Raw genomic sequence first — 24,010 nt, forward strand, 5'->3', positions numbered from 1 at the left:
CGGCGCGCCATCCGGCCGAACCGGCAAGCGGGCCACCAACGAACAGGCGAGCGCCCAGTGCGAGACCGGCCGCCGAGTGCCGGCGGCGCGCGACCACCCCACCGGTAGAGCCGAGCACCAACGAACCGCGGCGAATGCCGCGCGCCACACCGCAGCCAGACACGAGCAGTGCGCAACTAGCCACACGGCAAAGCCGAAGACCAGCGAACCGGCGGCGCCCGCCGGGTACGAGACCGGCCGCCGAGTGCCGGCAGCGCGGGACCACCCAGCCAGGCAAAGCCAAACCACCCCGAACCGGCGGCGACCGCCGGGTGCAAGACCCGCGGCCGGGTACGAGCGGCGCACGACCATCCAACACGGCGCACACCAGCGAACCGGCGGCGCCCGCCGGATACGAGACCGGCAGCCAGATACGAGCGGCGCACGACCATCCAACACGGCGCACACCAGCGAACCGGCGGCGCCCGCCGGATACGAGACCGGCAGCCAGATACGAGCGGCGCACGACCATCCAACACGGCGCACACCAGCGAACCGGCGGCGCCCGCCGGATACGAGACCGGCAGCCAGATACGAGCGGCGCACGACCATCCAACACGGCGCACACCAGCGAACCGGCGGCGCCCGCCGGATACGAGACCGGCGCCCGAGTACGGGCAGCGCGGGACCGCCCAGCCCCCTCCCGCCACCTCGATCCCCAGCCTCCACACGGTCTGGACCACCTTGTCAAGGCACGCTTTCCTGCCTTGCCAAGGTGATCCAGACCGTCGTGACAGTCAAAGATCGGGGTGATGTCCCGCGCCCCACAAAACCCCGCGCGAGGGCGAGCCGACTAACGGAACGCAACCAGGAATCCTCCGGACCAAGCCCGAGCAAGGCAAGCGGACAAGCTGACGGCAAACCACAGCTCGCCAGAAAAGCAATCCGCCACCCAGCCGCCCCGAGGGCCAGTTCGAGTACGACGCGCGCAACGACAAGTTGCCCACGGTGTCGTGGATCATCTGCACCTCGATGGCTTCGGAGCACCCGAACGACACGCCCGCCGATGGCGCGGCGTTCGTCACCTCGAAGATCGACGCCATCGCGTCCGACCCGGACGTGTGGGCCAAGACCGCGTTCATCCTCAACAACGACGAGAACGAGGGCCCCCTCGACCACGTCATCCGCCGACCCCGCCGGCGGGCACGCCGCAGGAGTTCGTCACCAAGACCTCGCCTGGCGGCACCAAGGGCAACGGCCTTTCGGCCGGGCGATCCTCATCTCGCCGTGGACGGCAGGTGGCTGGGTGTGCAGCGAGCCGTTCGACCACACGTCGACACTGCAGTTCCCCAAGAAGGTCCGGGGTCGCAGAGCCGAACATCTCCCAGTGGCGCCGCGACACCTTCGGTGATCTGACGTCGGCCGTCCGCTTCAACGACCACAAGGCGCAGCCGCCAACGCTGCTCGGCACCGCCGGTCCGCTCACGCTCTCGCGCTACGAGGCGGCGAACCTGCCCGCGCCCGTCTTCCCGGGCACGGCCAGACGCCGCCGAAGCAGGAGCCGGGCCACCGCCCGCAAACACCGCAGCCGCCGCACCACCACTGACCCGCCTCCCGCGGGGCGAAAGCGAACGGCCCGCTCGCACTCCGGTGCGAGGGGGCCGTTCGTGCGTCAAGGTGTCACAGCTCGTAGACGTCCAGCACGGTTGGCGCGACGGGGGTGAGTTGCGTGTCCGAATGCTCGCTGACGAGGCCCCGGGCCATGCGGAACACGCGGAACTCGTTGTCGTGGTCGGGATCCTGGTCGTCCCAGACGTACAACAGCCCGTAGGAACCGGGCGCCAGCTCGCCGACGCGGGTGAACGTCTCGATCAGCTCCGGAGCGATGGCGCCGCCGTGCTTGTCCAGGCCGCCGAGGTGCAGCATCGGCATGCCCGCGCTCCAGCGGAGATCGACGAGGTCGAGCGTGCGGGCGTCGCGCACGGCGCGGTGCACGCGGTCGACGAGGCGCTCGAGCAGGTTCGCGTCGTCGTCACCGCTCGCGGTGGCGGCGATGGTCACCCAGCCGTGGTATTCGTACACGTCGCGAACGGTAGCAGCGGTTCAAGCAGCGCCGATGCGCTGGTCGGAACCACCGCGGCAGGCGGCGGCCCCGGCGAGCCGGACGGTCAGCGCGCCAGCGCGCTCGGGCGGCCGTCGCGGCGCAGGACCTTGGTCAGCACACCCTCGCCGTGCTTCTCCACTGCCGGCAGGAGGCGTTCGCCGAACACGCACAACGTGCGCTCCCAAGGGTGGCCGAGCGTGCCGTAGCTGAAGTCCTCGGAGAGGAAGAGGTGGTAGTCGCCGCGCGGGAACACCGGCACGGGCCAGACGGCGTTCTCGGGCATACGGTGCGGCCAGAACTTGAACGACTGGTGCTGCCAGTGCAGGACCCACAGCCATTCGTCCTCGCGGACGGTCTCCTTGAGCGCCGCCAGCGCGATCCGCGCGACGTCGGGCTCCTCCACCGCGTACGGCCCGAGCCGGAACTCGGCCGACCCGCGGTCGTAGTCGCCCGAGGACAGGTCCCACGTGCGCGACGGCGCCGGCTCGCGGAAACCGGGCCAGTCGTGCGCAAACGTGCTCGGCCAGAAGCCGAGCTTGTCGTAGACCCAGTACCACGCGGGCTCGTCCGCCACCCGTGAGAGCGGTTCCCAGGCTGCTGCTGCGTTCACCTTGGCGACCTCGAAAGTCATCGGCCGGGTTCAGACTGTCGAAAGCTTTGTGTCCGGGGCCGTGATTGTCCAGTCCACGGCCGCCTTGGGCAAAAACCGTCACCCGTCCGGGTGCGTCCTGAGACAAACCCGTGGCCCGGGACCGAACGCAGCGGGCCGGGGCGCGCGCACGCCCCGGCCCGGCCGTCACCTCACGCCGCGTCCCACAGGGTCATGAACGCCGAGGCTTCGCTGTGCGCCCACGGTCGCAGCCGCTCGCGGTCGCGCGGCGTGAGCGTGAACTCCTTGGCGCGGCGCACGTCGACGACCAGCGGCTCGGCACCCGGCAAGATCTGCGGCAAGCCACGGTCGAGCAGCCACAACGCGAGCTGTGCGGCGTCGCGGCTCAGCGGCTCCTCCTTGAAGTACAGCCAGGTGGCGTACCGGCGGCCCGTGCTCTTGCGCAGGCCGAGCTGCGGGTTGACGCCCACCTCCAGCTCGCCGAGCGGCACGCGCGCCCGCCCGACCTCGACGAGCTTCGGGTCGCGGCGGCCCAGGTACCGCAGCCAGCCCTCGGCGATCGCGGAGTAGTGCGGGCGCGTGCGGTCGTCGGCGTGGTGGACGAGCGAGCGCATGGCCACCTCATCCTGCCGCGCCGCGCGGCCGCAACGCACCGCGTTGGCCGCGCGGCGGTAGTAGTTGAACGCCGCGCGCGCCGGATCCTCGTAGAGCCGCCGCTGCCGCCGCACGAACGCCGAGCGCGAGGGACCCGAGCTCGCGCTGTACCCGACGAACGTGGGCAGGGTGATGTAGGCCATTCGACAGCCGCCTTCCGCACCGGTTCTCGTCGACGCCAACCCGTGGCACGGGTGGCATCTCCCCTGGACAACGCCAATTTTAGAACATGTGTGCGACAGTTTTGGCGGCTCAACGGGTGATGGGCGGCCAGGGACCGGCGAGGAGTTCGCGAGCCTGCTGGCGGATCTGGCCGGCGGGAAAGCTGACCGGGGTGACGTCGGTCGGGATCCAGGAGTCGAACATGGCGAGCCAGCGGCGCAGCTCCCGCAACGCTTCCGGGCGACCGAGCCGGTCGTCGAGCTCCCGGACGGCCGCGGACCCCTCGTGCACCGACACGTCGCCGCGCGCGAGGGCGGCCAGTGCTTCGCCGAGCAGCTGCCACCGGGCCGTGACCGCGTCGACGGGCACCTCGATGCCCAGCTCCGCCACGACCTGCGTGAACAGGCCGGGCGCCGCGCTGTCGTCGCGCCCCAGCCCGGCCAGCTCCGCCAGGGTCGGCGAGTCGAGTCCCTCCACCACCGCCCGGACCGCGGCGGCGACCAGGTCGTCGGGGAGAACGGTCCGGCCGGCGAGCCGGTCCACGGCCAGTGCGGCGAGTTCACCGCGGGCGGAGGACATACAGCGATCCTACGGACGCCGCTACACCCTGGACGGGAGCGCGAGCGGCGCGGAATGATCTCGCCGACGATCCGCGAGTGGAAAATCGATCACGAACCGGTACCCGCCCAGGTCCGGGTGCATGAAAAAATACGGCCCGCACCGGTGGCAGAGGGATGGCGATGAGCTGGCAGGAAGAGCTTCGGCGGCTGGACTCCGAGCTGGCCGGCGGCCGGATCGGGCACGCCGAGCACCGGCGCAGGCGCGACGAACTGCTCGCCGAGGCGTCGGGCGGAGGCGCGGCCTCGCCGGTTGCTTCGCCGTTGCGGTCGCCGGCCGAGCCGGCCGCGCCCACCCCGGAGCCGAGCGCGGCCGGGGGCACCTGGAGCGCCGAGCCCGTCACGTGGAACCAGCCCGCGCAAGGATGGGCGACCGGTGGGAACACGCGGTCGAGCGCGCACCCGGCTCAGCCGCAGCCCGCGTGGCACCCGGCGCCCGAGCCGAACGCCCAGCAGCAGACGGCCGACCTGTGGACCGGCCAGGCGCAGCAGCAGACCGCACCCCAGCAGACGGAACCGCCGGCCGAACCCGAAAAGGCGGAGCCCGAGCGGCCGCCGCGCTCGGCGCTGACCCGAAAACCGCGGTGGGATCCGAAGCAGGGGGAGAAGTCGTTCGCGACCGCGCCGAGCCCGGCGGACGTGAACCCCACCGGCTACCTCCCAGTCACGGGCGACACGACTGATCTGAACAAACGGCAGACACCCGAGCTTCACCGCCTGTGGGAAGAGGCGCCGCCGCGGAAGAAGCGGCCCACGTGGCTCTTCCTGTCACTCGGCGTGCTCGCGGTGCTGGCGCTGATCGTCGGCGTGACCTGGTACATCGGGAGCCGGCCGGACGCGGACAACTCGGCCGACACCGTCTCGGCGCCGCCGGTCCCCTCACCCACCGGCAGCCCCGACCCGTCGGCGTCGCTCGAGGAGAAGCTGCCGGTGCTCGCGGGGACCCCAGGCCCCGACAACTCCACGATGTCGCTGGACAAAGCCGTGGAGCTGAAGCTCGTCTCGCAGGCCGACGCGGACCTCATGAAGGGCGCCGCCGCGAACGAGCTCGTCTACCACGCGTACGCCGACACTTCGCACAAAGACAACGGCACGATCCTGCTCGCCGTCCCGACACCGTCGCCGGCGCAGGCGGCCCAGCTCGTGAAGGGTCTGCAGAAGAACCTCACGGCCGGCGGTTTCGAAGCAACCCCGCTCGGCCCGGCGCCGACCGACCTCCTCTACTCCGCCAGCGCCCCGGCCGGACGCGTGCTCGCGTTCTGGTACACCTCGGGTCCGGTAGCGGTCGGCATCGGCGTGTCGCAGCCGCTCGCGGACGACGCGGTGGTGCTCCGATCACGCGTGGAGCAGATCCGCGAGAAGGTCGCGGCGGCGCTGCCGGCTCGCTGACGCGAGCCCGAACACGGAACCCGACCCGCGGGGTCGCGCGGGGTCACTGCCGTGCACAATGTCCACGTCGTCACACACATCGGGTCGGGTGGCGCGCCGATCGTCGCCTTGCCGACAGATAAGGGGGGCCCTGGTGTCCTGGCAGGAGGAGCTGCGGCGGCTTGACGAGGAGCTCGCGTCAGGGCGGCTGTCCGCGGACGACTACCGGATCCGTCGCGACCAGGTGCTGTCTTCAGCCGTCGGCCAGCAGGACCAGCCGGCCCAGCCGCAGGCGAACACCGGCGCGGACTCGACCCAGGTGATCGCGCCGATCAGCCCGCCGCAGGGCGTGCCGGCGCAGCCCCAGCAGCAACAGCCTCCGCAGCAGCAGGCCCCCCAGCAATCGCCGGCCGACAACAGCGCCGAGCGGACCCAGGCCGTGCAGGGCTGGCAGATGCAGCAACACGCCGACCCGGCCCGCACCGAGTACGTGCAGCCGTCGCAGCAGCCGCCCCAGGCGCAGTACTCCCCGCCCGGCGGGTTCCAGCAACCGGCTTCCCCGGCCGGTGGCTTCCCGCAGCAGCCGTGGAACGCACCCGAGGGCGACCAGAGCCCACCGTGGGGCGGCGGCGACCTGCCACCGCTCGGCCCGTCGGGCAACGACTCCTTCCGCCAGGGTCCGGAGTTCTTCGCCGAGAAGCCCAAGAAGGGCAACGGCGCGAAGATCGGCGCGATCGTCGGCGCCGTCGTCGTGCTGGCTGCGATCGCCTTCGGCGCCTACTGGCTCTGGGGCCGCGACACCGGGGGCGGCAACGAGCAGCCCACCGCCCAGCCGAACCAGCCCGCGGCGTCGTCCAACGTGCCGAAGCCGCCGGACGCCATGGCCGTCGCGCAGATGCCCGGCAAAGCCGAGACCCACGACGACATCACGTCGTTCAGCCAGGTCGACGGCCTGAAGTACCTCAACAGCGACGAGCTCGAGGCCTACCAGGCCGCGGGCGCGAGCAAGGTCAAGTTCGTGGTCTACCACCTCGACAACGGTGACCAGATCACGCTGCTGCTGACCGAGGCGTCGAGCCCGCAGGCGGCGGCGACCGCCGCCGAGAAACTGATGTCGATCCAAGTGGACAACGGCGCGAAGCGCGACACCACCGCGCCGGACGGCGTGTTCGCCACGACGATCGACAAGAAGGAAGGCCAGTCCGCCCAGCAGCGGGGCCACTACTCGCACGGCAACGTGATCGTCCGGATCGACGTGTCCGGTCCGGGATCGCTGTCACAGGTCAAGACCGACTTCACCTCGGCGCTGAACCAGCAGCTCACCACCCTGCCCGCCAATGCCTGAGCCCGCCGGCACCACCGCTTGCACGATCGTCGCCCGGAACTACGTCCCCGCGGCGCGTGTACTGGCTCGCTCCTACCTCGAGCACCACCCGGGCGACGGCTTCGTGATCGCGGTGATCGACGCGCCACGCGACGAGGTGACGGAACTCGACGACGGCATCCGTGTCGTCGGCCCCGCGGCGTTCGGCATCGACGAGGACGACTACCTGCGGATGGCCACGGCGTACTCGGTCACCGAGCTCGCCACGTCGGTCAAGCCGTACCTGCTCCGCGAGCTGCTCAAGACGTCCGGGGTCGCGATGTACATCGACCCGGACATCGAGCTGTTCGCGCCGATCCCGGAGGTCACGGGCCTGGCGCGGGAGCACGACATCGTGCTCGTGCCACACTTCCTGACCCCGCTGCCGCAGGACGGCCTCGAGCCGGACGACGCGGTGATCATGGGCACCGGCATCTTCAACCTCGGCTTCATCGGCGTCGGCCAGGGCGCGGGCGCGTTCCTCGACTTCTGGGCCGGCCGGCTGCGCCACGACGCGATCGTGGCGCCCGAGCAGCAGCTGTTCACCGACCAGCGGTGGGTGGACCAGGTGCCGGCGCTGTTCCGCAACCACGTGGTCACCGACCCGGGTTTCGACGTCGCGTACTGGAACCTCCACGAGCGCCCGATCGCGCGCGGTGAAGACGGCACGCTCACCGCCGGTGGTGCGAAGCTGCGGTTCTTCCACTTCAGCGGCTACCGGCCGGAGAAGCCGTGGCTGCTGAGCTTCCACTGCGCGCGCAAGCCGCGGGTGCTGCTGTCGCACAACGCCGACCTGCGCGCCATTTGCGACTCGTACGGCGCGAAGCTGCGCGAAGCGGGTTACGCCGAGACGCTGGACTCGATCCCGTACGGCTTCAAGAACTTCCGCGACGGCACCGAGGTGCCGAAGCTCGCCCGCCGCGTGTTCCGCGAGGGCTGGATCAAGGCCGAGCGCAAGGACAGGCCCGTGCCGCCGCACGCCTACGGCGAGGACGGCGGGCAGGCGCTGCGCGAGTGGCTGGCCACGCCCGAAGACCAGGCGCAGGCCGCCGCCGGGCTCAACCGGCTGACGCACGCGATCTGGGCGTCGCGCATCGACCTGCAGATGGCCTTCCCGCACCCGTACGGCGCCGACGCCGAGAACTTCCGCTTCTGGTGCGCGGGTTCCGGCGTGTCCGAGGCCGGCCTGCCGGAGTGGGCGCTGCCCGCCGAGCGGCCCGCGAGCCACCCGCCGTCGGACGAGTTCGGCGTGAACCTGCTCGGGTACCTCACCGCCGAGCTCGGCCTGGGCGAGATGGGCCGGATCGTGCTCGAAGCCATCGAAACCGGCGGCGTGCCGGTGGCGTCGGTGCTCGAGGAGAAGGCCGTGTCGAACCGCACGGGCATCGAGCGGCCGGCGACGGTCGGCGACCCGCGGTTCCCGCTGAGCGTGCTGGCGGTGAACGCCGACCAGACGCGCGTGATCCTGACCAACCACCCCGAGGTCGGCGCCGGCCGCTACCGCATCGGGCTGTGGGCCTGGGAGCTCGAGGACTTCCCCGAGTGGCAGCACGAGGCGTTCGGGATGCTCGACGAGGTCTGGACGGTGAGCGAGTTCTGCCGCCGCGCCATCGCCGCGCATTCGCCGATCCCGGTGAAGACGATCCCGGTGCCGGTGCGCGATCCGGGCGAGCCGTCCCCGCCCGCGCGTGAGCAGGGTGAGCCGGTGCGGTTCCTGTTCGCGTTCGACTTCAACAGCGTCGCGGAGCGCAAGAACCCGTGGGGCGCCGTAGAAGCGTTCCGCCGCGCCTTCCCCGGTCGCGACGACGTGCGGCTCACCATCAAGGCGATCAACTCGAAACTGCACCCGAACGCCGCGGAGCGCCTGCGCGCCACGGTGCTCGGCGACGACCGCGTCGAGCTCATCGAGCGCTACCTGTCGGTGGCGGAGCTGCACGAGCTGTACGAGCGCAGCACCTGCTACGTCTCCCTGCACCGCAGCGAGGGCTTCGGTCTCACCGTCGCCGAGGCGATGGCGCGCGCGATGCCGGTGATCTCCACGAACTACTCCAGCACCACCGAGTTCCTGGACGCGTCGACGGGCTGGCCCGTGCCGTACCACCTGGTCCCCGTGGGCAAGGACAACTACCCGTACCACGCCGACGCCGTCTGGGCCGACCCCGACCTCGACGCCGCGGCTACCGCGATGCGCCAGGTCGCCGACGACCCGGCCGAAGCCGCGAAGCGCGGTCAGGCCGCGCGCGCGTACATCCTGCGCGAACGCTCCATGGCCACGGCGGCCGAGTGGATGCGGCGAGAGCTGGAGCATGCGTACGGCGTCTGGCAGTCCGGCCGCCACGCCGGGCAGCCCGTGCCGGCGCACCCGATCTCGCCGCTGCAGGAGGCGTCGCAGGCGCTGCACTGGCGGCCCGAGCCGGACACGCCTTCGCGCATTCCGCTCGCCCCGGCGCTGCGCAAGGCCGTGCTGCGCGCGATCGACCACTACGACGTGCACCAGCGCAAGGTGATGGGCGCGCTCCTGGCTGGCGCTGAGGAGAGCAACCGGCGGCTGCTCGAACGCATCGAATCGCTGGAGAACTCGCTCGCCGACACCCGGCGCGTCGCCGATTCGAGCCGCGGGCTCGCCGAACGCATCGAGGGCTTGCGCGGCACGGTCGAAGACCTGCGCCGCCGGGGACCGGACACCGACCTCGCGCTGCGCAACCTCGAGGCGGACGTCGCGAAGCTCTCCGACGGCTACGGCGGGGTCGGGGCCGAGCTCGAGGCGGCCTCCGCGTCGGTGCACAAGATGTTCGCCGCCCGCGACGAACGGCTCGACGCCGACGAGAAGGCCATTCAGCGCGTGACGCTGGACGTCGGCGCGATGGGCGACGCGGCCCGCCTGGCCCACGCCCCGGTGCCGCACGGCGCCGACGTGGTGCCGTGCGACGTCGGCTCGCTGCTCATGCCGGTCGACGAGGTCATGCTCCCGTGGATCGTCTTCCACCGGTCCTGGGAGGACAGCGAAGCCGAGCTGATGGCGCGCCTGGCCGACGGCGCGTTCCTCGACGTCGGTGCCCACGTCGGCTACCACACGCTGCGGCTGCTGCGGGCCACGCCGGACGTCACGCGCGTGGTCGCCGTGGAGGCCGACCCGGTCAACGCCGCGTACCTGCGCCGCAACGTCGAGGTCAACCTGCCCCGCGCGGCCGCCGAGCTGGTCACGGTCGTCGAGTCGGCGGCCTGGGATTCCCCCGGCACGGTCCGGCTGACCCAGGCGTCCGAGGGCAACAGCGGCGACAACCGCGTGAGCACCGAAGGTCCGGGCCTCGAGGTGCCCGCCGTGCGGCTCGACTCGCTGCCGGAGGTGACGGCGCAGCGGATCGGCCTGGTGAAGGTGGACCTGCAGGGCCGCGACCACCGCGCGCTCGCGGGCCTAGACGAGGTCCTGGGCCGCGACCGGCCCCACGTGGTCTGCGAGTTCGACCCGGAGGCGATCCGTGAACTCGGCGACGACCCGGCAGCCGTGCTCGCGGGCTACCGCACGCTGGGCTACGACGTGCGGATCGTCGAGGACAGCGGACCTTCCGCGGCGGAGCCGGGTGACGTGGACTTGATCGCGGCAGCGCGTGCGGACAAGAAGCAGTTCCTCACCCTGTGGCTGAGCCCGCAGAACTGACGTTCAGGGGTTGAGGTGCACGATCGTCAGTAGGAAGGCGCCGTACCAGGCGCTGACCACGGCGATGACCGGCAGCAGGATGGCCAGCACGCGGTTCGGAAGCTTCGCGCACACGAGGGCAATCGGCACGGTGAGCACGAACGCCGGGAGCAGGTAGCGCATTCGCGTCTGGAAGAAGTTGGACGAGCACAGCGCGATCAGCACGGTGACGGTGCCGTAGACCTGCCAGGCGAGCGGCATCCGCGTGATCCAGGTCCACAGCTGCAGCGCGACCGCGACGATGACCAGCAGCGCGGTCACCGTGATCCAGCTCGACGTGTTCGCCGTGAGTCCCTCGCGGACTTGGATCCACGTGAAACGACCGAAGTCGAAACTCATGTGCCACGCCTGCTGCAGCCAGAACCAGCCGTCGACGCGACCAGTGCGCACCGCGATGTACTCGAGGTACCCGAGCAAGCCCAGCGGCGCCACCAGCCCGCCCACCCACGGCCGCCAGCCGTCCCGCCGGCGCACCACGGCGACCAGCGCGGCCACGCACACCGCGACCACCAGTGCTCCCGCGCCGGCGCGGGTCAGTCCCGCCAGCACGCTCAGCCCACCGGCGAGCAGCCACTGCCGGCGGCCGAGCGCGACCAGTGTCCAAGCGACGAGCGCCACCAGCAGCGACTCGGAGTACCCCAGGTGCAGCACGACTGCGCCGGGCGTGATGGACCACAACACCGCCAGCAGCGTTCCCACCCGCGGCCCGGCGAAGTCGCGCCCCAACTCGAAGAGACCCCACGCCGCCGCGCACCCGGCCAGCAGGGTGACGGTCAGCGCCGCAGGCAGCGCGGGCAACCCGAGCAGCCCGAGGAGGGCGATGAACGCCGGGTAGAGCGGGAAGAACGCCAGGCTGTTCTCCTGTGGCACGCCATCAGCGCCGATCGTGACCGGCTGCGTGTACCAATGGTCGGCGACCGCGGTGAACCAGTTCGCATCGAAGGCGCCCACGAAGCGGCCCGGCGACACGTCCGCCTTCCAGCTCATGAGCCACAGCACCCCGAAGGCCAGGAGCTGGAAAAGCACGTACAACCCGACCGCGGGCAGCGCCGGGCGGACTCTCGTGGCGAAAGCCGATCGGGGTTCGAGGCCCGCGGCGAGGGTGGTGGACTGCACTCGCGCGGAACTCCTGAACGGCTCGGGGGGAAATGGGACGAATTCCTACCCGATGGTACCTACTCACGGCATATTCCGAGGCCAGAACTCCGTGGGTAGTTTTTCTCGCCTCCCGCGCATTTCCGGGGAGCGGTCCGCAGCCCAGGAGCAAGGCGCTACGCTGCTCGGGGGAATCAGCCGAGGAGCAGGGGGTGGTCGCGCTGGTTGACCAGCCTCCTGTCGAGAAGAAAACCCGCATCGTCTTCATCGACATCGGCCGTGGCCTCGGCGCCCTGCTCGTCTTCTACAGCCACATCGCGCACCCGTGGGTGATCGCCAAGCACGACAGCGCCCCGTACATCAACTTCGTCGAGGCGCTCACGAGCGACCCGATGCACATGTCGACGCAAGGCATCGGCGAGATCGCCGTGCCGTTCTTCTTCGTGGTCAGCGGCTTCGTCGTCACACCGATCGCGCTGCGCCAGGGGCAGGGGCGGTTCGCCCTGAACCGGTTGATCCGCGTGTACGCGCCGATGCTGTTCGTGGTGCTGCTCACCGCGCTGATGCTGGTGGTGAACCTGCACCCACCCTCGACCGGGCAGTCGCAGGAGCTCAACCCGCTCACGATCACGACCAACACCCTGCTGGTGAACTACCTGATCTACCCGCAGGTGGTGCTGGTGCCGGTGGCGTGGTCGATGATCGTCGAGGTCGTCTACTACGTGCTGCTGATGGCCGTGGTGCCGCTGCTGCGCCGCTGGGTGTGGCTCGCGATCGCGGTAGAGCTCACGTTCATCTTCGTGGTGATGATGAGCCGTTCGCAGCTCGGCCCGTCGTACTCCCTGTTCGCGGTGAACGTGTCTTACCTGCCGGTGATGATCATCGGCCAGATCATCTGGGCGAGCAGTGCGAAGAAGATCCCGCTGTGGACGGGGGCGCTGTACGGCGCGGTCGCCTGGTCGCTGTACGTGCTGGCGGACATCATCGACGTGGGCCGCGTGGACACCTCCTACAACCTCTCGATGGCGTTCGCCGTGGTGCTGTTCATGCTGGGCATGATGGCGGAGCCGAAGCTCAAGCAGCGGAAGTTCTGGACCATCGTGTCCGAGCGCAGCTACTCGATCTACCTGCTGCACATGCTCGTGTCGTTCGTGCTGCTACAGCTGCTGCGCCCAGCCGTGCCGCTGCCGATCGCGCTGCTGATCGTGATCCCGGCGGTGTTCGCCGTGGTCGAGGTGAGCTACCGGTACGTGGAACGGCCGAGCCACGCGCTGGCTCGCAAGCTCTCGTACCGCGCGAAGCCGGCGCCGATCAAGGTGACCAGCGAGATCACGATCGAGATCCCGAAGATCGCGCAGCGGCCGCGGCACTCGGCGCCCAAGTCGCGCCCGGCTGCCGACGCGGGGTCGCTGAACGGCACCTTGGCCGTCGAGAGCACGCCCAAGAACCCGCAGACGCCGCCCAACGGCAACCGGGCTGCGAAGCCGCCGGCCCCGAAACTCCCGAAGCCGCCGGCGCCGGAGTCGGACGCGGAGAAGACCGTGATCACGCGAGCGGTCACGTCGCGGCGTCCACGGCCCCGGCCCCCGCTCACGGCGGAAGCCGGCTCCGACCGCACGGCCGAGCCTCGCGCGCAGCGAAGCACCCCGCGGCGCCGCCCGTCACCCCCGTTTGAGCTGCAGCACCAGCCTGACCAGGAAAACCACGGCCAGCGCGGCGACCACGACGACCTCCCACACCATGGGAGCTCCTTCCGCCGAACACATCGCTGAGTGAGGCGATGCTCTGCCGGTAAGGCGTCCGAGCGTGGGACGACGTTCACCGACACGGCGTAACTCACACCTTCGGGCTAGTGGCGGGGCTCAGCGCCGCCGCGGAGTGACCAGCCCGGATTCGTACGCGAGCACCACCAGCTGGGCGCGGTCGCGGGCGCCGATCTTCGTCATGATGCGGCTGACGTGCGTGCGGGCCGTCGCCGTGGAGATGACCAGGTGAGCGGCGATTTCGTCGTTGGACAGCCCGCCCGCGACGAGCCCGAGGACCTCGCGCTCGCGTTCGGTGATCGCCTTGACGGCCCCGGTGTCGATGCGCCGGTGCTCAGGGCGGCCGACGAACTCGGAGATCAGCCGGCGCGTGACGGTCGGCGCCAGCAGCGCCTCGCCCGCGGCGACCACGCGCAACGCGCGCAGCAGCTCCACCGGTTCGGTGTCCTTCAGCAGGAACCCGCTCGCCCCCGCGCGCAGGGCCTCGTACACGTACTCGTCGACGTCGAAGGTGGTCAGGACCAGCACTTTCGTCTCGCCCAGCGCCGGGTCCGCGGTGATCCGGCGCGTGGCTTCGAGGCCGTCGGTGCCGGGCATGCGCACGTCCATCACCACGATGTCCGGCTGGTGCTCCTGCGCGAGCGCCACGGCCTCCGCGCCATCGCCCGCCTCGCCGACGATGTCGAAGCCGTCCTCCGTCTCCAGCAGCACGCGGAACCCGGCGCGGACCAGGGCCTGGTCGTCGGCCAGCACCACCTTGATCGTCATCTTTCCCGACCCCTCATGTGCTCCCCCTCCACGGGCAGCTCGGCCCGCACCTCGAAGCCGCCTTCGGTCACGCCCGCCCGCACGGTGCCGCCCAGTGCCGCGGCCCGTTCGTTCATGCCGCGCAGCCCGTGGCCGGGCGTGGGCGCGGTGGTGGTGCGCCCGTCGTCACGCACGGTCAGCGTCAGCGCACCCGGCCGCCGGTCGAAGCGCACGGCGACGTGCTGCGCGCCGTCGGCGTGGCGGACGACGTTGGTGAGCGACTCCTGCAGGATCCGGTAGGTCGCGCCGGCCACGGGCGCGGGCACCTCGCCGGGGTCGCCGTGCAGCTCGACGTCGAGGCCCGCGGACCGGGCGTGGTCCAGCAGCTCGCCGATCTGCGTGAGGCTCGGCGCGGGCGCCTTGTCCTCGCCCGACCGCAGCACGGCGAGCGTCGCGCGCAGGTCGTTGAGCGCCGACGCGCTGGCCGCCTTGATGTTCAGCAGTGCCTCTTTCGCCTGCTCGGGCCGCCGGTCGGCGACGTGCGCGGCGACGCCGGCTTGCACGTTGATCATCGCGAGGCTGTGGGCGACGACGTCGTGCACCTCGCGCGCGATCTGCAGCCGCTCCTGCTCGGCCAAGCGGTAGCGGTGCTCGGCGGCCTGCTCACGGCGGGCCGCGAGCGCGGCGAACTGGTAGCGCACGGCCGTGCCGATGCCGACCACGGCCGCGGCCCAGACCACGAAGACGCCGGCGGTGCCGTTGATCGCGAACGACTGCGTCGTGATCACATGCGCGACGTACCCCGCCACCAGCACGCCGCCCGCGGTCCAGCTCGCGATCACCGGGCCGCTGCGCCGGGTGAGCATGAACAACGCGATGGTCGGCACCAGGATCACGGGCCCGCCGGGCTCGCTCGACGCGTAGAACGCGTACGCCGACGCGGCCGTGACCACGAAGACCGGCAGCGGGTAGCGGTGGACGACCAGCAGCGTCAGCACGGTCGCGGCCAGCCACACGGCGCCGCCGGCGCTGAGGTGGTGCGCGCCCGGCTGCCAGCGGCCCGCGGCGCTCGTCGCGCCGAGCACGAACGCGAGCACCACGAGGGTCCGGAACACCCGTCCGAACCACGGGTTCCGCGCCCGCCACCAGTCCTGCATGGTGCAGAAAACTACCGGTCGACGGCGGTTCGCGCGTCCGTCCGGAGGCGGCTTCCCGGCTACGCCCGGCGCCGTAGGAGTCAGTCGAAGGCGAGCGGCAGCTTGGCCGCGGTCTCCTCGTCGGCCGGGGTGTAGGTCGACACCGTGATCTCCGAGCGGCGGCCGGAGTAGAGGTAGGTGAAGTTGAACTTGAGCAGGCCGACCTCGGGGTGGTCGTAGCACTTGGTGCGGATCGGCTCGGCGTTCACGTCGTGGCGGTTCCACAGCTCGTCGAACAGCGGCGACTCCGCCTTCAGCCGTTTGACCAGCGACTTCCACGCCGGCTCGCCGACGTGCTCGGCCATCGCGGCGCGGAACGAGGCGATGACCCGCGGGACGTTGGAATCCCAGTCGAGCATGCGGGCGCGCCAGTCGGGGTTGAGCAGGCACTGGACGAGGGTGTTGCGGTCCTCGAACGGGATGGCGTCGACATCGCCCATCAGCCACGTGTACCCGCGGTTGTAGCCGAGCAGGTCACAGCGCGCGTTGCGGATCGCGACGGGGTAGGGCTCGAGCTTGGTCAGCATCTTCCGCATCGACGCGGTGACGGCGTTGCACTCCTTGACCGCTGGCGGTTCCGGGGAGCCGGCCAGCGTGAACAGGTGCGCGTGCTCGTGCGGGTCGAGACGCAGCGTGCGGGAGATCGCGCCGAGGACCTGCTCGGACGCGTTGATGTCGCGGCCCTGCTCGAGCCACGTGTACCAGGTGACCCCGACACCGGCCAGCTGCGCGACCTCCTCGCGGCGCAGGCCGGGCGTGCGGCGGCGGCCGCTGAGCGGCAGGCCGACCTGCTCGGGCGTGATGCGGGCGCGCCGGCTGCGCAGGAACGCGCCGAGCTCGCCGCGGCGCAGGCGTTCTTCGACAGCAGAGGTCATGGTCCCAGTTCAACACGCCTGGCTGACTGGTACCAGGTAGTCCCACTACCAGGATGAGAACGCACCTGGTACCAGGTTGGGAAGCGTCGGAGCGTGGTTGTCATGACGACGACAACCAACGCGCCGGTGCACCCCACCGACGTGTCCGCCAGACCCGCCCTCGCCTCGGCGGGCCTGGTCACCGTGCTGCTGGGGGCGGCACTGCCGGTCATCGACTTCTTCATCGTCAACGTCGCCCTCCCCACCATCGATGCCGACCTGCACGCGTCCACCGCGACGCTGGAGCTGGTCGTGGCCGCGTACGGCATCGCGTACGCCGTGCTCCTCGTACTCGGCGGCCGCCTCGGCGACGCGTTCGGCCGCCGCCGGCTGTTCCTGGTCGGGCTGGCGCTGTTCACGCTGACGTCGCTGGTCTGCGGCCTCGCTCCCGACGCGCTGACGCTCGTGTTCGCCCGCGCCGCGCAGGGCGCAGCCTCGGCCCTGCTGCTGCCGCAGGTGCTGTCGATCATCCAGGCCGGCACTTCGGGTGCCCACCGCTCCCGCGCACTCGGCTACTACGGCGCAATGGGCGGCATTTCGACCGTCGTCGGCCAGCTGCTGGGCGGCGTGCTCGTGGCCGCGGACCTGTGGGGCACGAGCTGGCGGCCGATCTTCCTGGTCAACGTGCCGATCGGGCTCGTGGGGTTGCTCGTGGCCCGGCGCACCGTGCCGGACAGCCGCGCCGCGAACCCGCTGGGCGTCGACCGCTGGGGCACGGCGCTGCTCGCCGCGTCGCTGCTCTCGCTGCTGGTGCCGCTCATGGAAGGTTCCGCTCTCGGCTGGCCGTGGTGGACGGTCGCGCTGCTGGTGCTGTTCCCGTTCGCGGTGCTGAGCTTCGCGCGCATCGAGTCCCGGCTCGAAGCGCGGGGCGGCATGCCGCTGCTGCCGCCGGCCCTGGTCCGGACCGCGAACGTGCGCCACGGCCTGGTCGCCGCGGTCCCGTTCTTCTGCGGCTTCGGGTCCTTCATGTTCGTCTACGCCGTGACCTTGCAGGACGGCTTGCACCTCGGCCCGCTCGGCTCGGGGCTCGCGCTGACGCCGATGGCCGTGGCGTACTTCCTGACGTCACTGGTCAGCAGCCACCTGGTGGCCCGCTTCGGCCGCAAGGTCGTGCCCATCGGCGGGACGATTCTCGCGCTCGGCTTGCTGGTGCTGGCCGGTTCCGCGTGGCTGGCCTGGCCGTCGCTGTCGGTGTGGCAACTGGCCCCGGCGATGGTGCTCATCGGCGTCGGCAACGGCCTGGCCATGACCACCCTGTTCCGTGTCGTGCTGTCCCGCGTGCCCCACGACCTCGCCGGCATCGGCGGCGGCGTGATGACCACGACGCAGCAGACGTCGCTGGCACTGGGGGTGGCCGTGTTCGGGAGCCTGTTCGCGGGGCTGAGCACGGGGCCGCTTCGGTTCGAGGGGGCGTTTGTTCTGGTCATCGCACTGCTGGCAGTGGTGGCCCTGGTGGTGACGGGCTTGGCTCGGCGGCTGCCGGATCCTCGCTGACCTGGTCAGGACTCGTGGGCGGTTTGGAGGGCGCTCACGAGTCCACGCCATGCCGCTTCGGTGACTAGCAGGGATCCAGCCGGGGCCTTGGAGTCGCGCACTGCGACCACCGGCTGAGCGATGGCCACTTCGACGCAGTTGCCGCCCTGACCGTCGCCTGAGCCGAAACTGCTCTTGCGCCACTGGAGGTTCGGCAGGCCCCATGGGCTCGTCTCCTCCGCTCACTGCCTGGCAATCATTTCCTTGATCAGGGCGGCGGAGTCTTCCTGGTCCAGCGCAAGATCGGCGAGATGCTCAAACATCAGCCTAGCAGCGCGAACCTCCTGATCCTTTTCGATCTGCAATGAACCGAAGCTGTACTCGACATAGGCCATGTCGGGCTCCGCGGGATCAGGAAAGCTCACGACAGTGAAGTTGCCGGCGAGACCGCTGTGCGAACCCACCTCCCTCGGAATCACCTGCACAGCGACATTCGCGAGTCGACCAACGGTGAGGATGTGCTCCAACTCCTCGCTCCCGCAATGGCTCCGCAACAAGGCGCTTTCATCGATGATTTCGTGCAGAGCAAGCGGTGGCACTTCCGCGAGCCTGCGCTGACGCCTGAGGCGCACGGCGATCTCGGCCTCGGGCCGGTCGCCCACCAACGGGTGTTGGGCTGGCCGAAGGCGTGCCACCAGCCCCGTTCCTTGGCGTAGTCGAACATGCGGATGTACTCGTCGTAGTCCGAGGTGATCACTCCGTACCGATCGAGCAGAGCGAGGAAGTCGTTGTAGCCGGGGATGTGGCCCTGCTCGATCCGGCTCATCTTCGAGCTGGAGAAGCGCAGTGGTCGTCCGGCGTCCTCCTGGCCGAGACCGGCCTGCTCGCGCAGCTTGCGCAAGGTGCGGCCGAGCTGGCGTCGCCGATGATTTGGCCGGTCCATGCGCTCTCTCACCCCTCGCCACGAACTGATCACGAATCGTAAAGCGGGTGCGGCGATGTGGGATTCCCATTTCGCGCCCGTGTCGGCTGGATTCGCACCGGGAACCTGCTGGTCATGGACGTTTGGGGTTATCCGCACGAGCTGGAGTACCGCCGTGAAGTCGGCGCGATGCGGGTGCACGAGTACACCGAGCTGGTCGATGACATGGGGTTCGTGCTGGAGCACCGGTCGGAGCGGTACGCGGGGTGGACGGTGAGGTACGGCGCCGCCTGTGCGCACGACTTCCTCGCGCGCCAGCACGCCAAGCCGGGCAGTTACGTGGTCAGCGTGTTCCGCCTGTTCCCCGATGCCAGGAAACACGTCGTGACGTTGCGGATGAACTGGCCGGCGAAACCCGCCGAAATTCACCCGACGGAAATCGCCGCGCTCGGGCGACGATGAGGGTGTGACGGAACCCCGCGTGAGACCGGACCCGGCCTTCGCGCTGCTCGGGCTGTACGAGTCCGCGCTGCCGGAGGTGTACGGGTACCTGCTCGCGCGGTGCGGGGACCGCGTGCTGGCCGAGGAGCTGACGTCGGAGACGTTCCTCGGGGCGGTGGCCGCCTGTCGCAAGGAGAGTGCGCCGGAGGTGAGCACCGGGTGGCTGATCGGCGTGGCCCGGCACAAGCTCGCCGATCACTGGCGGCGCAAGGCTCGCGAAGAGCGCGGCCTGCGGCTGGTGCACGACGAACACCCCGAGGTCGAGGACCCCTGGGACGAACGGCTCGACGCCCTGCGCGCGCGGCAGGTGCTCGAGTCGCTCGGAGCGCACCACCAGGCCGTGCTCACGCTGCGGTACGTCGACGGCCTGCCGGTCGGCGACGTCGCCGCCTGCCTGGGGCGCACGGTCAACGCCACGGAGGCGTTGCTGACCCGCGCCAAGGCAGCGTTCCGGCGCAGCTACGAGGAGAAGGGGGGCCGCGATGCCTGAGCCGTTCGACGCGCTCCGCCTGCCCTCCGCTCCGGTCGATCCGGACCCGGCTTTCGCCGCGGAGCTGCGCGACAACCTGCAGCGCCTCATCCTGAACGGAGCCGAGATGACCACCACCGAAACCCCTGCCGACGAGCGGGTGCGCGCCATCGCGCCGTACCTGGTTGTCACCGACGCCCGCGCCGCGCTGGACTTTTACGTCGAGGTCTTCGGCGCCCGCCGCCGGTCCGATCCGATCGTGATGGACGACGGGCGCATCGGCCACGCCGAGCTCGCCATCGGCGACAGCGTGCTGATGCTCGCCGAAGAGTTCCCCGAGCTGGGCAACGTCGTGGCCCCCGAGGGCGGGCCGCTGATCCGCGTCGAAGTCGCCGACGCGCGCGAGTCGGCCCGTCGCGCCGTCGAGCGCGGTGCCGAGCTGCTGCGGCCGGTCGAGGACCGCGGCTACGGGCTCGCGGGCACCCTCAAGGACCCGTACGGCCAGCGGTGGCTGATCGCGCAGGCGGCACAGACCGGTAAGCACGACACCCCGGTCGCGCGCCAGGGCGAAGCCATGTACTTCACCTTCCAGGTGCCCGACGACGCGCGCGCCAAGACGTTCTACGGTGGCGTGCTCGGCTGGCGGTTCTCGCCGGGTTCGGTGCCCGGCGCGTGGGGCTTCGAAGGCCCCGGCCTTCAAGGTGGGCTGTGGGGCGGCCCGGGCCGGCAGGTCGGCTGGAAGCTGATGTACGCCGTCGACGACCTCACCGCCGCCCTCGCGCGGGTGCGCGACCACGGCGGCACGGCGGGCGAAGTCGAACACCACCCCTACGGCACGACCGCAGATTGCCTCGACGACCAGGGCATCGAGTTCTGGCTCTGGGAACGACCACACGAGTGAGAAACCCCATTGCCCCGGCGGTTTCCCGCCGCCGGGGCGCACACTCGGGGGCATGCCCGGGCACTGGACACCGTGCAACGACGCAGAGCTGACCGCCGGCTGGCGGCTGTGGCTCGAGCTCGGCTCCTGCACGTGGCCGGGCCCCGACTGGGACGGCACGCCCGCCGAAGCCGTCCGCGGCCTCGAGCAGCTCTTCGAGACCTGCAATGAAATCCTCGACGCCTACCGCGACAGCGGCGGCCCCGATGACGCCGGGATCATCGGCCTCGTGCGCTCGATGTTCCTCGCGGCCAACTGGACCCTCGAACTCTGGCGCGACGACACCGAACCCCTCGACGCCGACCGCGCGTCGCTGCTGCACAGCGACCTCGCGAGCTTCGCCGACCACGCGGCGGCGGTCCGCACCCTGCTCGCCACCGGCGGCGGGTGGTCCTCACTGCCCGCGTGAGGACCACCCGGAAAGCGCTACCAGCTCCCGGGCCGACGGCGGTCCGGCTCGTACGGCTGCGTGATCACTTCCATCCCGTTGCCACCCGGGTCGAGGAAGTAGACGCCGCGGCCGCCGTGGTTGTGGTTGATCTCGCCGAGCTGCTTACCGTGCGGATCGGCGTGATAAGCGACGCCGGTTTCCTTCAGGCGTGCGAAAAACGCGTCGAACGCAGTCTCAGGAATGAGGAAACAGTAGTGCTGGAGCCGCAAGTCCTGCGGCGGGACGGTCGCGAAGTCCACGCGGACTCCGTTGCGGGTTTCGACGGGGATGAACGGCCCCCACTCCTCGCCCACTTCGAGACCCAGCAGGTGGGCGAGGAACTCCGCGGACTCCCGGTTGTCCCGGGACGGCACGATCAAATGGTTGAGCTCAACGGAAACGGGAACAGACACGAACAATGCCTCCGGAAGGCATCCCGGCACCTCCATGCCTCACCCAGCCGGTGACCGGCACGCGATACCGCGTTCACGACCCTAACCGAGCCCGCTACGAAACGGCCACCCGTTTGCGCCCGGCGGCGCGCGGCCGGCCGACGCCCTGCCACGAGAGGCCGGCATCGATGATCGTGGTCGGGTCGAGGAGGTTGCGCGTGTCGACCACGTCGTCGCCCTCCATCGCCTCGGCGATCACGGTCCAGTCGAGGTTCTTGAACTCCGCCCACTCGGTGAGGACCACGATCACGTCAGCGTCCTTGGCGACCTGGTACGGGTCGTCGACCACGGTCATGCCGTCGATGCCGCCCTCGACCGCCGGGTCGTAGGCCGTGATCTCCGCGCCCAGCGCGCCGAGCACGGACGACACCGCGAGCGCCGGCGAGTCGCGCAGATCGTTGGTGCCGGCCTTGAACGCCAGGCCCAGCACACCGATCCGCGCACTGGCCAGCGTACCGCCGCAGGCGCCGGCGATCTTCGCGACGATGCGGTCGCGCTGGGCGATGTTCTCGTCGATGGCCGAGGTGAGCATGCGGAAGTCGTAGTTCACCGACTCCGCGACCTTCACCAGCGCGCTGGTGTCCTTGGGCAGGCACGAACCGCCCCAGCCCGGACCGGGCTTGAGGAACGTGCGGCCGATGCGCTTGTCGTAGCCCATGCCGTCGGTGACGAGGTTGATGTCGGCGCCGAGGCGTTCGCACAGCTCGGCGATCGAGTTCACATAGGACAGTTTGAGCGCGAGGAAGCAGTTGGCCGCGTACTTCACGAGTTCCGCGCTCGCGGCGTCGGCGACCACGACCGGGGCGCCGAGGTCCGCGTAGAGGTCTCCGACCCAGCGGGCGGCGGCGAGCGTGTCGGAGCCGACGACGATCCGGTCGGGGTTCAGGAAGTCCGACACCGCAGTGCCTTCGCGCAGGAACTCCGGGTTGGACACCACCGGCACGTCGTCGCGGCCCAGCATCGCGGCGATCCGCTTGGAGGTGCCGACGGGCACGGTCGACTTGGTGATCAGCGCGCAGCCGGCGGGCAGGACGTCGCCGATCTCGGCCGTCACCGCCTCCACCGCACGCAGGTCGGCGGATCCGCCGGCACCCATCGGCGTCGGCACGCAGAGGAACACCCCGTCCGCGGTGCGCACCGCTTTCCGGGCGCCGACGACGAAGGAGAGCCGGCCGCCCGCGATGCCGCCGGTGACCAGTTCGGCCAGCCCCGGTTCGAGAATGTCCACTCTGCCGGCGGAAAGGCGCGCGACCTTCGCCTCGTCCACGTCCACGCAGGTGACGCGATGCCCCAGGCTCGCGAGACATGCCCCCGTGGTCAATCCGACGTACCCCGTCCCCACCACCACGATCCGAGCTGCGCTCATGCTGCCGAAGGTGACATTCGGAGTTGAAGCGGGCGCTAACGGAAGTGGGCGACGCCGAATACTCCACGCGAGAACTGAAGAACACGCCGGGCGTGAGCCAGCACACCCGTCGAGTGTGCGAACCACCGTTAACCTGGCGACTGTGGTGCAGGGCCGCACCCGGAGCAGAAAGGCTGAAGATGCAGATCACCGACACCGCAGCGCTCGTCACGGGTGGTGCTTCCGGCCTCGGCGGCGCGACCGCCAAGGCGCTGGCCGCCAAGGGCGCGCGCGTCTTCGCGCTCGACCTCGCCGCCGCCATCGAGAAGGCCGAACAGGTCGAGGGCATCACCTACGTCGAGGCCGACGTGACCGACCCCGACCAGGTCCAGACGGCCGTCGACACCGCGGCCGGCTCCGGGGTGCCGCTGCGCACGGTCGTCAACTGCGCCGGCATCGGTCCGTCGGCCCGCATCCTGTCGAAGAAGGGCCGCCACGACCTCGCGCTCTACGCGAAGGTCGTGCAGATCAACCTCATCGGCACGTTCAACGTGCTCACCATCGCCGCCGAGGCGATCGCCAAGACCGAGCCGCTCGCGGACGACGCCCGCGGCGTCGTCATCAACACCGCGTCCGTCGCCGCCTACGACGGCCAGATCGGCCAGGTCGCGTACTCGTCCTCCAAGGGCGGCGTCGTCGGCCTCACGCTGCCGGCCGCGCGCGACCTGGCGTCGCAGGGCATCCGCGTGCTGACGATCGCCCCGGGCATCGTCGACACCCCGATGCTCGCGACCGTCAGCGACGAGTTCCGCGCGGGCCTCGCCGCCGGCGTGCCCTTCCCGAAGCGCCTGGCCCGCCCGGACGAGTACGCCCAGCTCGCCCTGTCGCTCATCGACCACGACTACCTCAACGGCGAAGTCATCCGCATGGACGGCGCCCTCCGCATGGCTCCGCGGTAACCAGCGCACTCAACGACGGGACCACGTCTTCACAGCACCCCACGGCCAGGGACTCCGCCGGCCACGCCAGCACCCAGTCCCGGCCCTGCACCTCGATCCCCGCCTGCCCCGCGGTCTGGACCACCTTGTCAAGGCACGCTTTCCAGCCATGCCAAGGTGGTCCAGACCGTCGTCGCAATCACGGATCGGGGTGCTGGGCTGCCAACCCAAACCCCACGGCCAGGCGACCCGACGCCCCACGCGAAGGTGA

The 24,010-nt window shown here is 70.6% G+C and carries 23 protein-coding genes and 1 pseudogene; 11 read left to right on the plus strand and 13 right to left on the minus strand.

Features of this window, described 5'->3' with window-relative positions; genetic code table 11:
* Positions 1–987: 987 nt before the first annotated feature.
* Positions 988–1,395: an alkaline phosphatase family protein gene (locus I6J71_RS51525; protein ID WP_370542053.1), complete on the plus strand. Its 408-nt coding sequence runs from the start codon at positions 988–990 to the stop codon at positions 1,393–1,395.
* 264 nt (positions 1,396–1,659) lie between these two features.
* Here I6J71_RS51525 and I6J71_RS43820 read toward each other — a convergent pair whose 3' ends face one another.
* From I6J71_RS43820 to I6J71_RS43835, 4 genes are all read right to left on the minus strand, one after another.
* The gene (locus I6J71_RS43820; RefSeq protein WP_204092226.1) at positions 1,660–2,061 is read right to left on the minus strand and encodes an immunity 7 family protein; all 402 of its coding nucleotides are present in this window, start codon (positions 2,059–2,061) and stop codon (positions 1,660–1,662) included.
* Between the two features lie 86 nt (positions 2,062–2,147).
* The gene (locus I6J71_RS43825; protein ID WP_204092227.1) at positions 2,148–2,714 is read right to left on the minus strand and encodes a DUF2716 domain-containing protein; all 567 of its coding nucleotides are present in this window, start codon (positions 2,712–2,714) and stop codon (positions 2,148–2,150) included.
* A gap of 170 nt (positions 2,715–2,884) precedes the next feature.
* Complete coding sequence (locus I6J71_RS43830) at positions 2,885–3,490, minus strand: hypothetical protein (protein WP_204092228.1); 606 nt, start codon at positions 3,488–3,490, stop codon at positions 2,885–2,887.
* A gap of 109 nt (positions 3,491–3,599) precedes the next feature.
* The gene (locus I6J71_RS43835) at positions 3,600–4,088 is read right to left on the minus strand and encodes a hypothetical protein (protein ID WP_204092229.1); all 489 of its coding nucleotides are present in this window, start codon (positions 4,086–4,088) and stop codon (positions 3,600–3,602) included.
* 161 nt (positions 4,089–4,249) lie between these two features.
* Here I6J71_RS43835 and I6J71_RS43840 point away from each other — a divergent pair, with 161 nt between their 5' ends.
* From I6J71_RS43840 to I6J71_RS43850, 3 genes are all read left to right on the plus strand, one after another.
* Complete coding sequence (locus I6J71_RS43840) at positions 4,250–5,515, plus strand: hypothetical protein (protein WP_204092230.1); 1,266 nt, start codon at positions 4,250–4,252, stop codon at positions 5,513–5,515.
* A 133-nt stretch (positions 5,516–5,648) separates the two neighbouring features.
* A complete protein-coding gene (locus I6J71_RS43845; protein ID WP_204092231.1) occupies positions 5,649–6,839 on the plus strand; it encodes a hypothetical protein in 1,191 nt (396 codons plus the stop codon).
* The gene (locus I6J71_RS43850) at positions 6,832–10,515 is read left to right on the plus strand and encodes an FkbM family methyltransferase (protein ID WP_204092232.1); all 3,684 of its coding nucleotides are present in this window, start codon (positions 6,832–6,834) and stop codon (positions 10,513–10,515) included. Before I6J71_RS43845 ends, I6J71_RS43850 begins: the two co-directional genes overlap by 8 nt.
* 3 nt (positions 10,516–10,518) lie before the next feature.
* On the opposite strand, the gene I6J71_RS43855 is transcribed toward I6J71_RS43850, so the two are convergent.
* Positions 10,519–11,670 (minus strand): glycosyltransferase family 39 protein, encoded by a 1,152-nt coding sequence (locus I6J71_RS43855; RefSeq protein WP_204092233.1) that lies wholly within the window; start codon positions 11,668–11,670, stop codon positions 10,519–10,521.
* A gap of 191 nt (positions 11,671–11,861) precedes the next feature.
* Between I6J71_RS43855 and I6J71_RS43860 the strand changes: the two genes are divergently transcribed.
* Positions 11,862–13,421 (plus strand): acyltransferase, encoded by a 1,560-nt coding sequence (locus I6J71_RS43860; protein ID WP_239154248.1) that lies wholly within the window; start codon positions 11,862–11,864, stop codon positions 13,419–13,421.
* A 90-nt stretch (positions 13,422–13,511) separates the two neighbouring features.
* Here I6J71_RS43860 and I6J71_RS43865 read toward each other — a convergent pair whose 3' ends face one another.
* The 3 genes from I6J71_RS43865 to I6J71_RS43875 form a co-directional block, all read right to left on the minus strand.
* Complete coding sequence (locus I6J71_RS43865; protein WP_204092235.1) at positions 13,512–14,180, minus strand: response regulator transcription factor; 669 nt, start codon at positions 14,178–14,180, stop codon at positions 13,512–13,514.
* A complete protein-coding gene (locus I6J71_RS43870) occupies positions 14,177–15,316 on the minus strand; it encodes a sensor histidine kinase (RefSeq protein ID WP_204092236.1) in 1,140 nt (379 codons plus the stop codon). The genes I6J71_RS43865 and I6J71_RS43870 overlap by 4 nt, the downstream gene beginning before the upstream one ends.
* Before the next feature lie 80 nt (positions 15,317–15,396).
* Entirely contained in the window at positions 15,397–16,230 is an 834-nt protein-coding gene (locus I6J71_RS43875; protein WP_204092237.1) for a helix-turn-helix transcriptional regulator, read from the minus strand.
* Between the two features lie 102 nt (positions 16,231–16,332).
* Between I6J71_RS43875 and I6J71_RS43880 the strand changes: the two genes are divergently transcribed.
* The gene (locus I6J71_RS43880; protein WP_204092238.1) at positions 16,333–17,763 is read left to right on the plus strand and encodes an MFS transporter; all 1,431 of its coding nucleotides are present in this window, start codon (positions 16,333–16,335) and stop codon (positions 17,761–17,763) included.
* A 5-nt stretch (positions 17,764–17,768) separates the two neighbouring features.
* On the opposite strand, the gene I6J71_RS51530 is transcribed toward I6J71_RS43880, so the two are convergent.
* The 3 genes and pseudogenes from I6J71_RS51530 to I6J71_RS49530 all read right to left on the minus strand — a co-directional run.
* Positions 17,769–17,891, minus strand: a complete 123-nt coding sequence (locus I6J71_RS51530) for a DUF397 domain-containing protein (protein ID WP_370542054.1) — start codon at positions 17,889–17,891, stop codon at positions 17,769–17,771.
* A 93-nt stretch (positions 17,892–17,984) separates the two neighbouring features.
* Complete coding sequence (locus I6J71_RS49525) at positions 17,985–18,404, minus strand: DUF5753 domain-containing protein (protein ID WP_370542055.1); 420 nt, start codon at positions 18,402–18,404, stop codon at positions 17,985–17,987.
* A gap of 152 nt (positions 18,405–18,556) precedes the next feature.
* A pseudogene (locus I6J71_RS49530) lies at positions 18,557–18,685 on the minus strand (helix-turn-helix domain-containing protein); the annotation flags it as partial.
* A 114-nt stretch (positions 18,686–18,799) separates the two neighbouring features.
* Here I6J71_RS49530 and I6J71_RS43895 point away from each other — a divergent pair.
* From I6J71_RS43895 to I6J71_RS43910, 4 genes are read left to right on the plus strand one after another with little or no spacing between them, the layout of a single operon-like run.
* The gene (locus I6J71_RS43895) at positions 18,800–19,126 is read left to right on the plus strand and encodes a hypothetical protein (RefSeq protein ID WP_204092239.1); all 327 of its coding nucleotides are present in this window, start codon (positions 18,800–18,802) and stop codon (positions 19,124–19,126) included.
* 4 nt (positions 19,127–19,130) lie between these two features.
* On the plus strand, positions 19,131–19,655 hold the full coding sequence (locus I6J71_RS43900) for an RNA polymerase sigma factor (RefSeq protein WP_204092240.1): 525 nt from the start codon (positions 19,131–19,133) through the stop codon (positions 19,653–19,655).
* Complete coding sequence (locus tag I6J71_RS43905; RefSeq protein ID WP_204092241.1) at positions 19,648–20,535, plus strand: VOC family protein; 888 nt, start codon at positions 19,648–19,650, stop codon at positions 20,533–20,535. The genes I6J71_RS43900 and I6J71_RS43905 overlap by 8 nt, the downstream gene beginning before the upstream one ends.
* 52 nt (positions 20,536–20,587) lie before the next feature.
* Positions 20,588–20,983: a hypothetical protein gene (locus I6J71_RS43910; protein WP_204092242.1), complete on the plus strand. Its 396-nt coding sequence runs from the start codon at positions 20,588–20,590 to the stop codon at positions 20,981–20,983.
* Positions 20,984–21,000: 17 nt separating this feature from the next.
* Here I6J71_RS43910 and I6J71_RS43915 read toward each other — a convergent pair whose 3' ends face one another.
* The gene (locus tag I6J71_RS43915) at positions 21,001–21,378 is read right to left on the minus strand and encodes a VOC family protein (RefSeq protein WP_239154250.1); all 378 of its coding nucleotides are present in this window, start codon (positions 21,376–21,378) and stop codon (positions 21,001–21,003) included.
* Positions 21,379–21,511: 133 nt separating this feature from the next.
* Positions 21,512–22,822, minus strand: coding sequence for a UDP-glucose/GDP-mannose dehydrogenase family protein (locus I6J71_RS43920; RefSeq protein WP_204092244.1), 1,311 nt, complete (start codon positions 22,820–22,822; stop codon positions 21,512–21,514).
* A 179-nt stretch (positions 22,823–23,001) separates the two neighbouring features.
* On the opposite strand from I6J71_RS43920, the gene I6J71_RS43925 reads away from it, so the two are divergent.
* Positions 23,002–23,760, plus strand: a complete 759-nt coding sequence (locus I6J71_RS43925; protein ID WP_204092245.1) for an SDR family NAD(P)-dependent oxidoreductase — start codon at positions 23,002–23,004, stop codon at positions 23,758–23,760.
* The last annotated feature ends 250 nt before the right edge of the window (positions 23,761–24,010 follow it).

It is taken from the genome of Amycolatopsis sp. FDAARGOS 1241 (genome assembly GCF_016889705.1).
Lineage (GTDB): Bacteria > Actinomycetota > Actinomycetes > Mycobacteriales > Pseudonocardiaceae > Amycolatopsis.

Excerpts from the sequence above, each read along its gene's own strand:
- I6J71_RS43825 (WP_204092227.1), bottom strand. The coding sequence starts at position 2,714 with ATGACTTTCGAGGTCGCCAAGGTGAACGCAGCAGCAGCCTGGGAACCG.
- I6J71_RS43830 (WP_204092228.1), bottom strand. The coding sequence starts at position 3,490 with ATGGCCTACATCACCCTGCCCACGTTCGTCGGGTACAGCGCGAGCTCG.
- I6J71_RS43835 (WP_204092229.1), bottom strand. The coding sequence starts at position 4,088 with ATGTCCTCCGCCCGCGGTGAACTCGCCGCACTGGCCGTGGACCGGCTC.
- I6J71_RS43840 (WP_204092230.1), top strand. The coding sequence starts at position 4,250 with ATGAGCTGGCAGGAAGAGCTTCGGCGGCTGGACTCCGAGCTGGCCGGC.
- I6J71_RS43850 (WP_204092232.1), top strand. The coding sequence starts at position 6,832 with ATGCCTGAGCCCGCCGGCACCACCGCTTGCACGATCGTCGCCCGGAAC.
- I6J71_RS43865 (WP_204092235.1), bottom strand. The coding sequence starts at position 14,180 with ATGACGATCAAGGTGGTGCTGGCCGACGACCAGGCCCTGGTCCGCGCC.
- I6J71_RS43870 (WP_204092236.1), bottom strand. The coding sequence starts at position 15,316 with ATGCAGGACTGGTGGCGGGCGCGGAACCCGTGGTTCGGACGGGTGTTC.
- I6J71_RS43875 (WP_204092237.1), bottom strand. The coding sequence starts at position 16,230 with ATGACCTCTGCTGTCGAAGAACGCCTGCGCCGCGGCGAGCTCGGCGCG.
- I6J71_RS43880 (WP_204092238.1), top strand. The coding sequence starts at position 16,333 with ATGACGACGACAACCAACGCGCCGGTGCACCCCACCGACGTGTCCGCC.
- I6J71_RS43895 (WP_204092239.1), top strand. The coding sequence starts at position 18,800 with ATGGACGTTTGGGGTTATCCGCACGAGCTGGAGTACCGCCGTGAAGTC.
- I6J71_RS43905 (WP_204092241.1), top strand. The coding sequence starts at position 19,648 with ATGCCTGAGCCGTTCGACGCGCTCCGCCTGCCCTCCGCTCCGGTCGAT.
- I6J71_RS43910 (WP_204092242.1), top strand. The coding sequence starts at position 20,588 with ATGCCCGGGCACTGGACACCGTGCAACGACGCAGAGCTGACCGCCGGC.
- I6J71_RS43920 (WP_204092244.1), bottom strand. The coding sequence starts at position 22,822 with ATGAGCGCAGCTCGGATCGTGGTGGTGGGGACGGGGTACGTCGGATTG.
- I6J71_RS43925 (WP_204092245.1), top strand. The coding sequence starts at position 23,002 with ATGCAGATCACCGACACCGCAGCGCTCGTCACGGGTGGTGCTTCCGGC.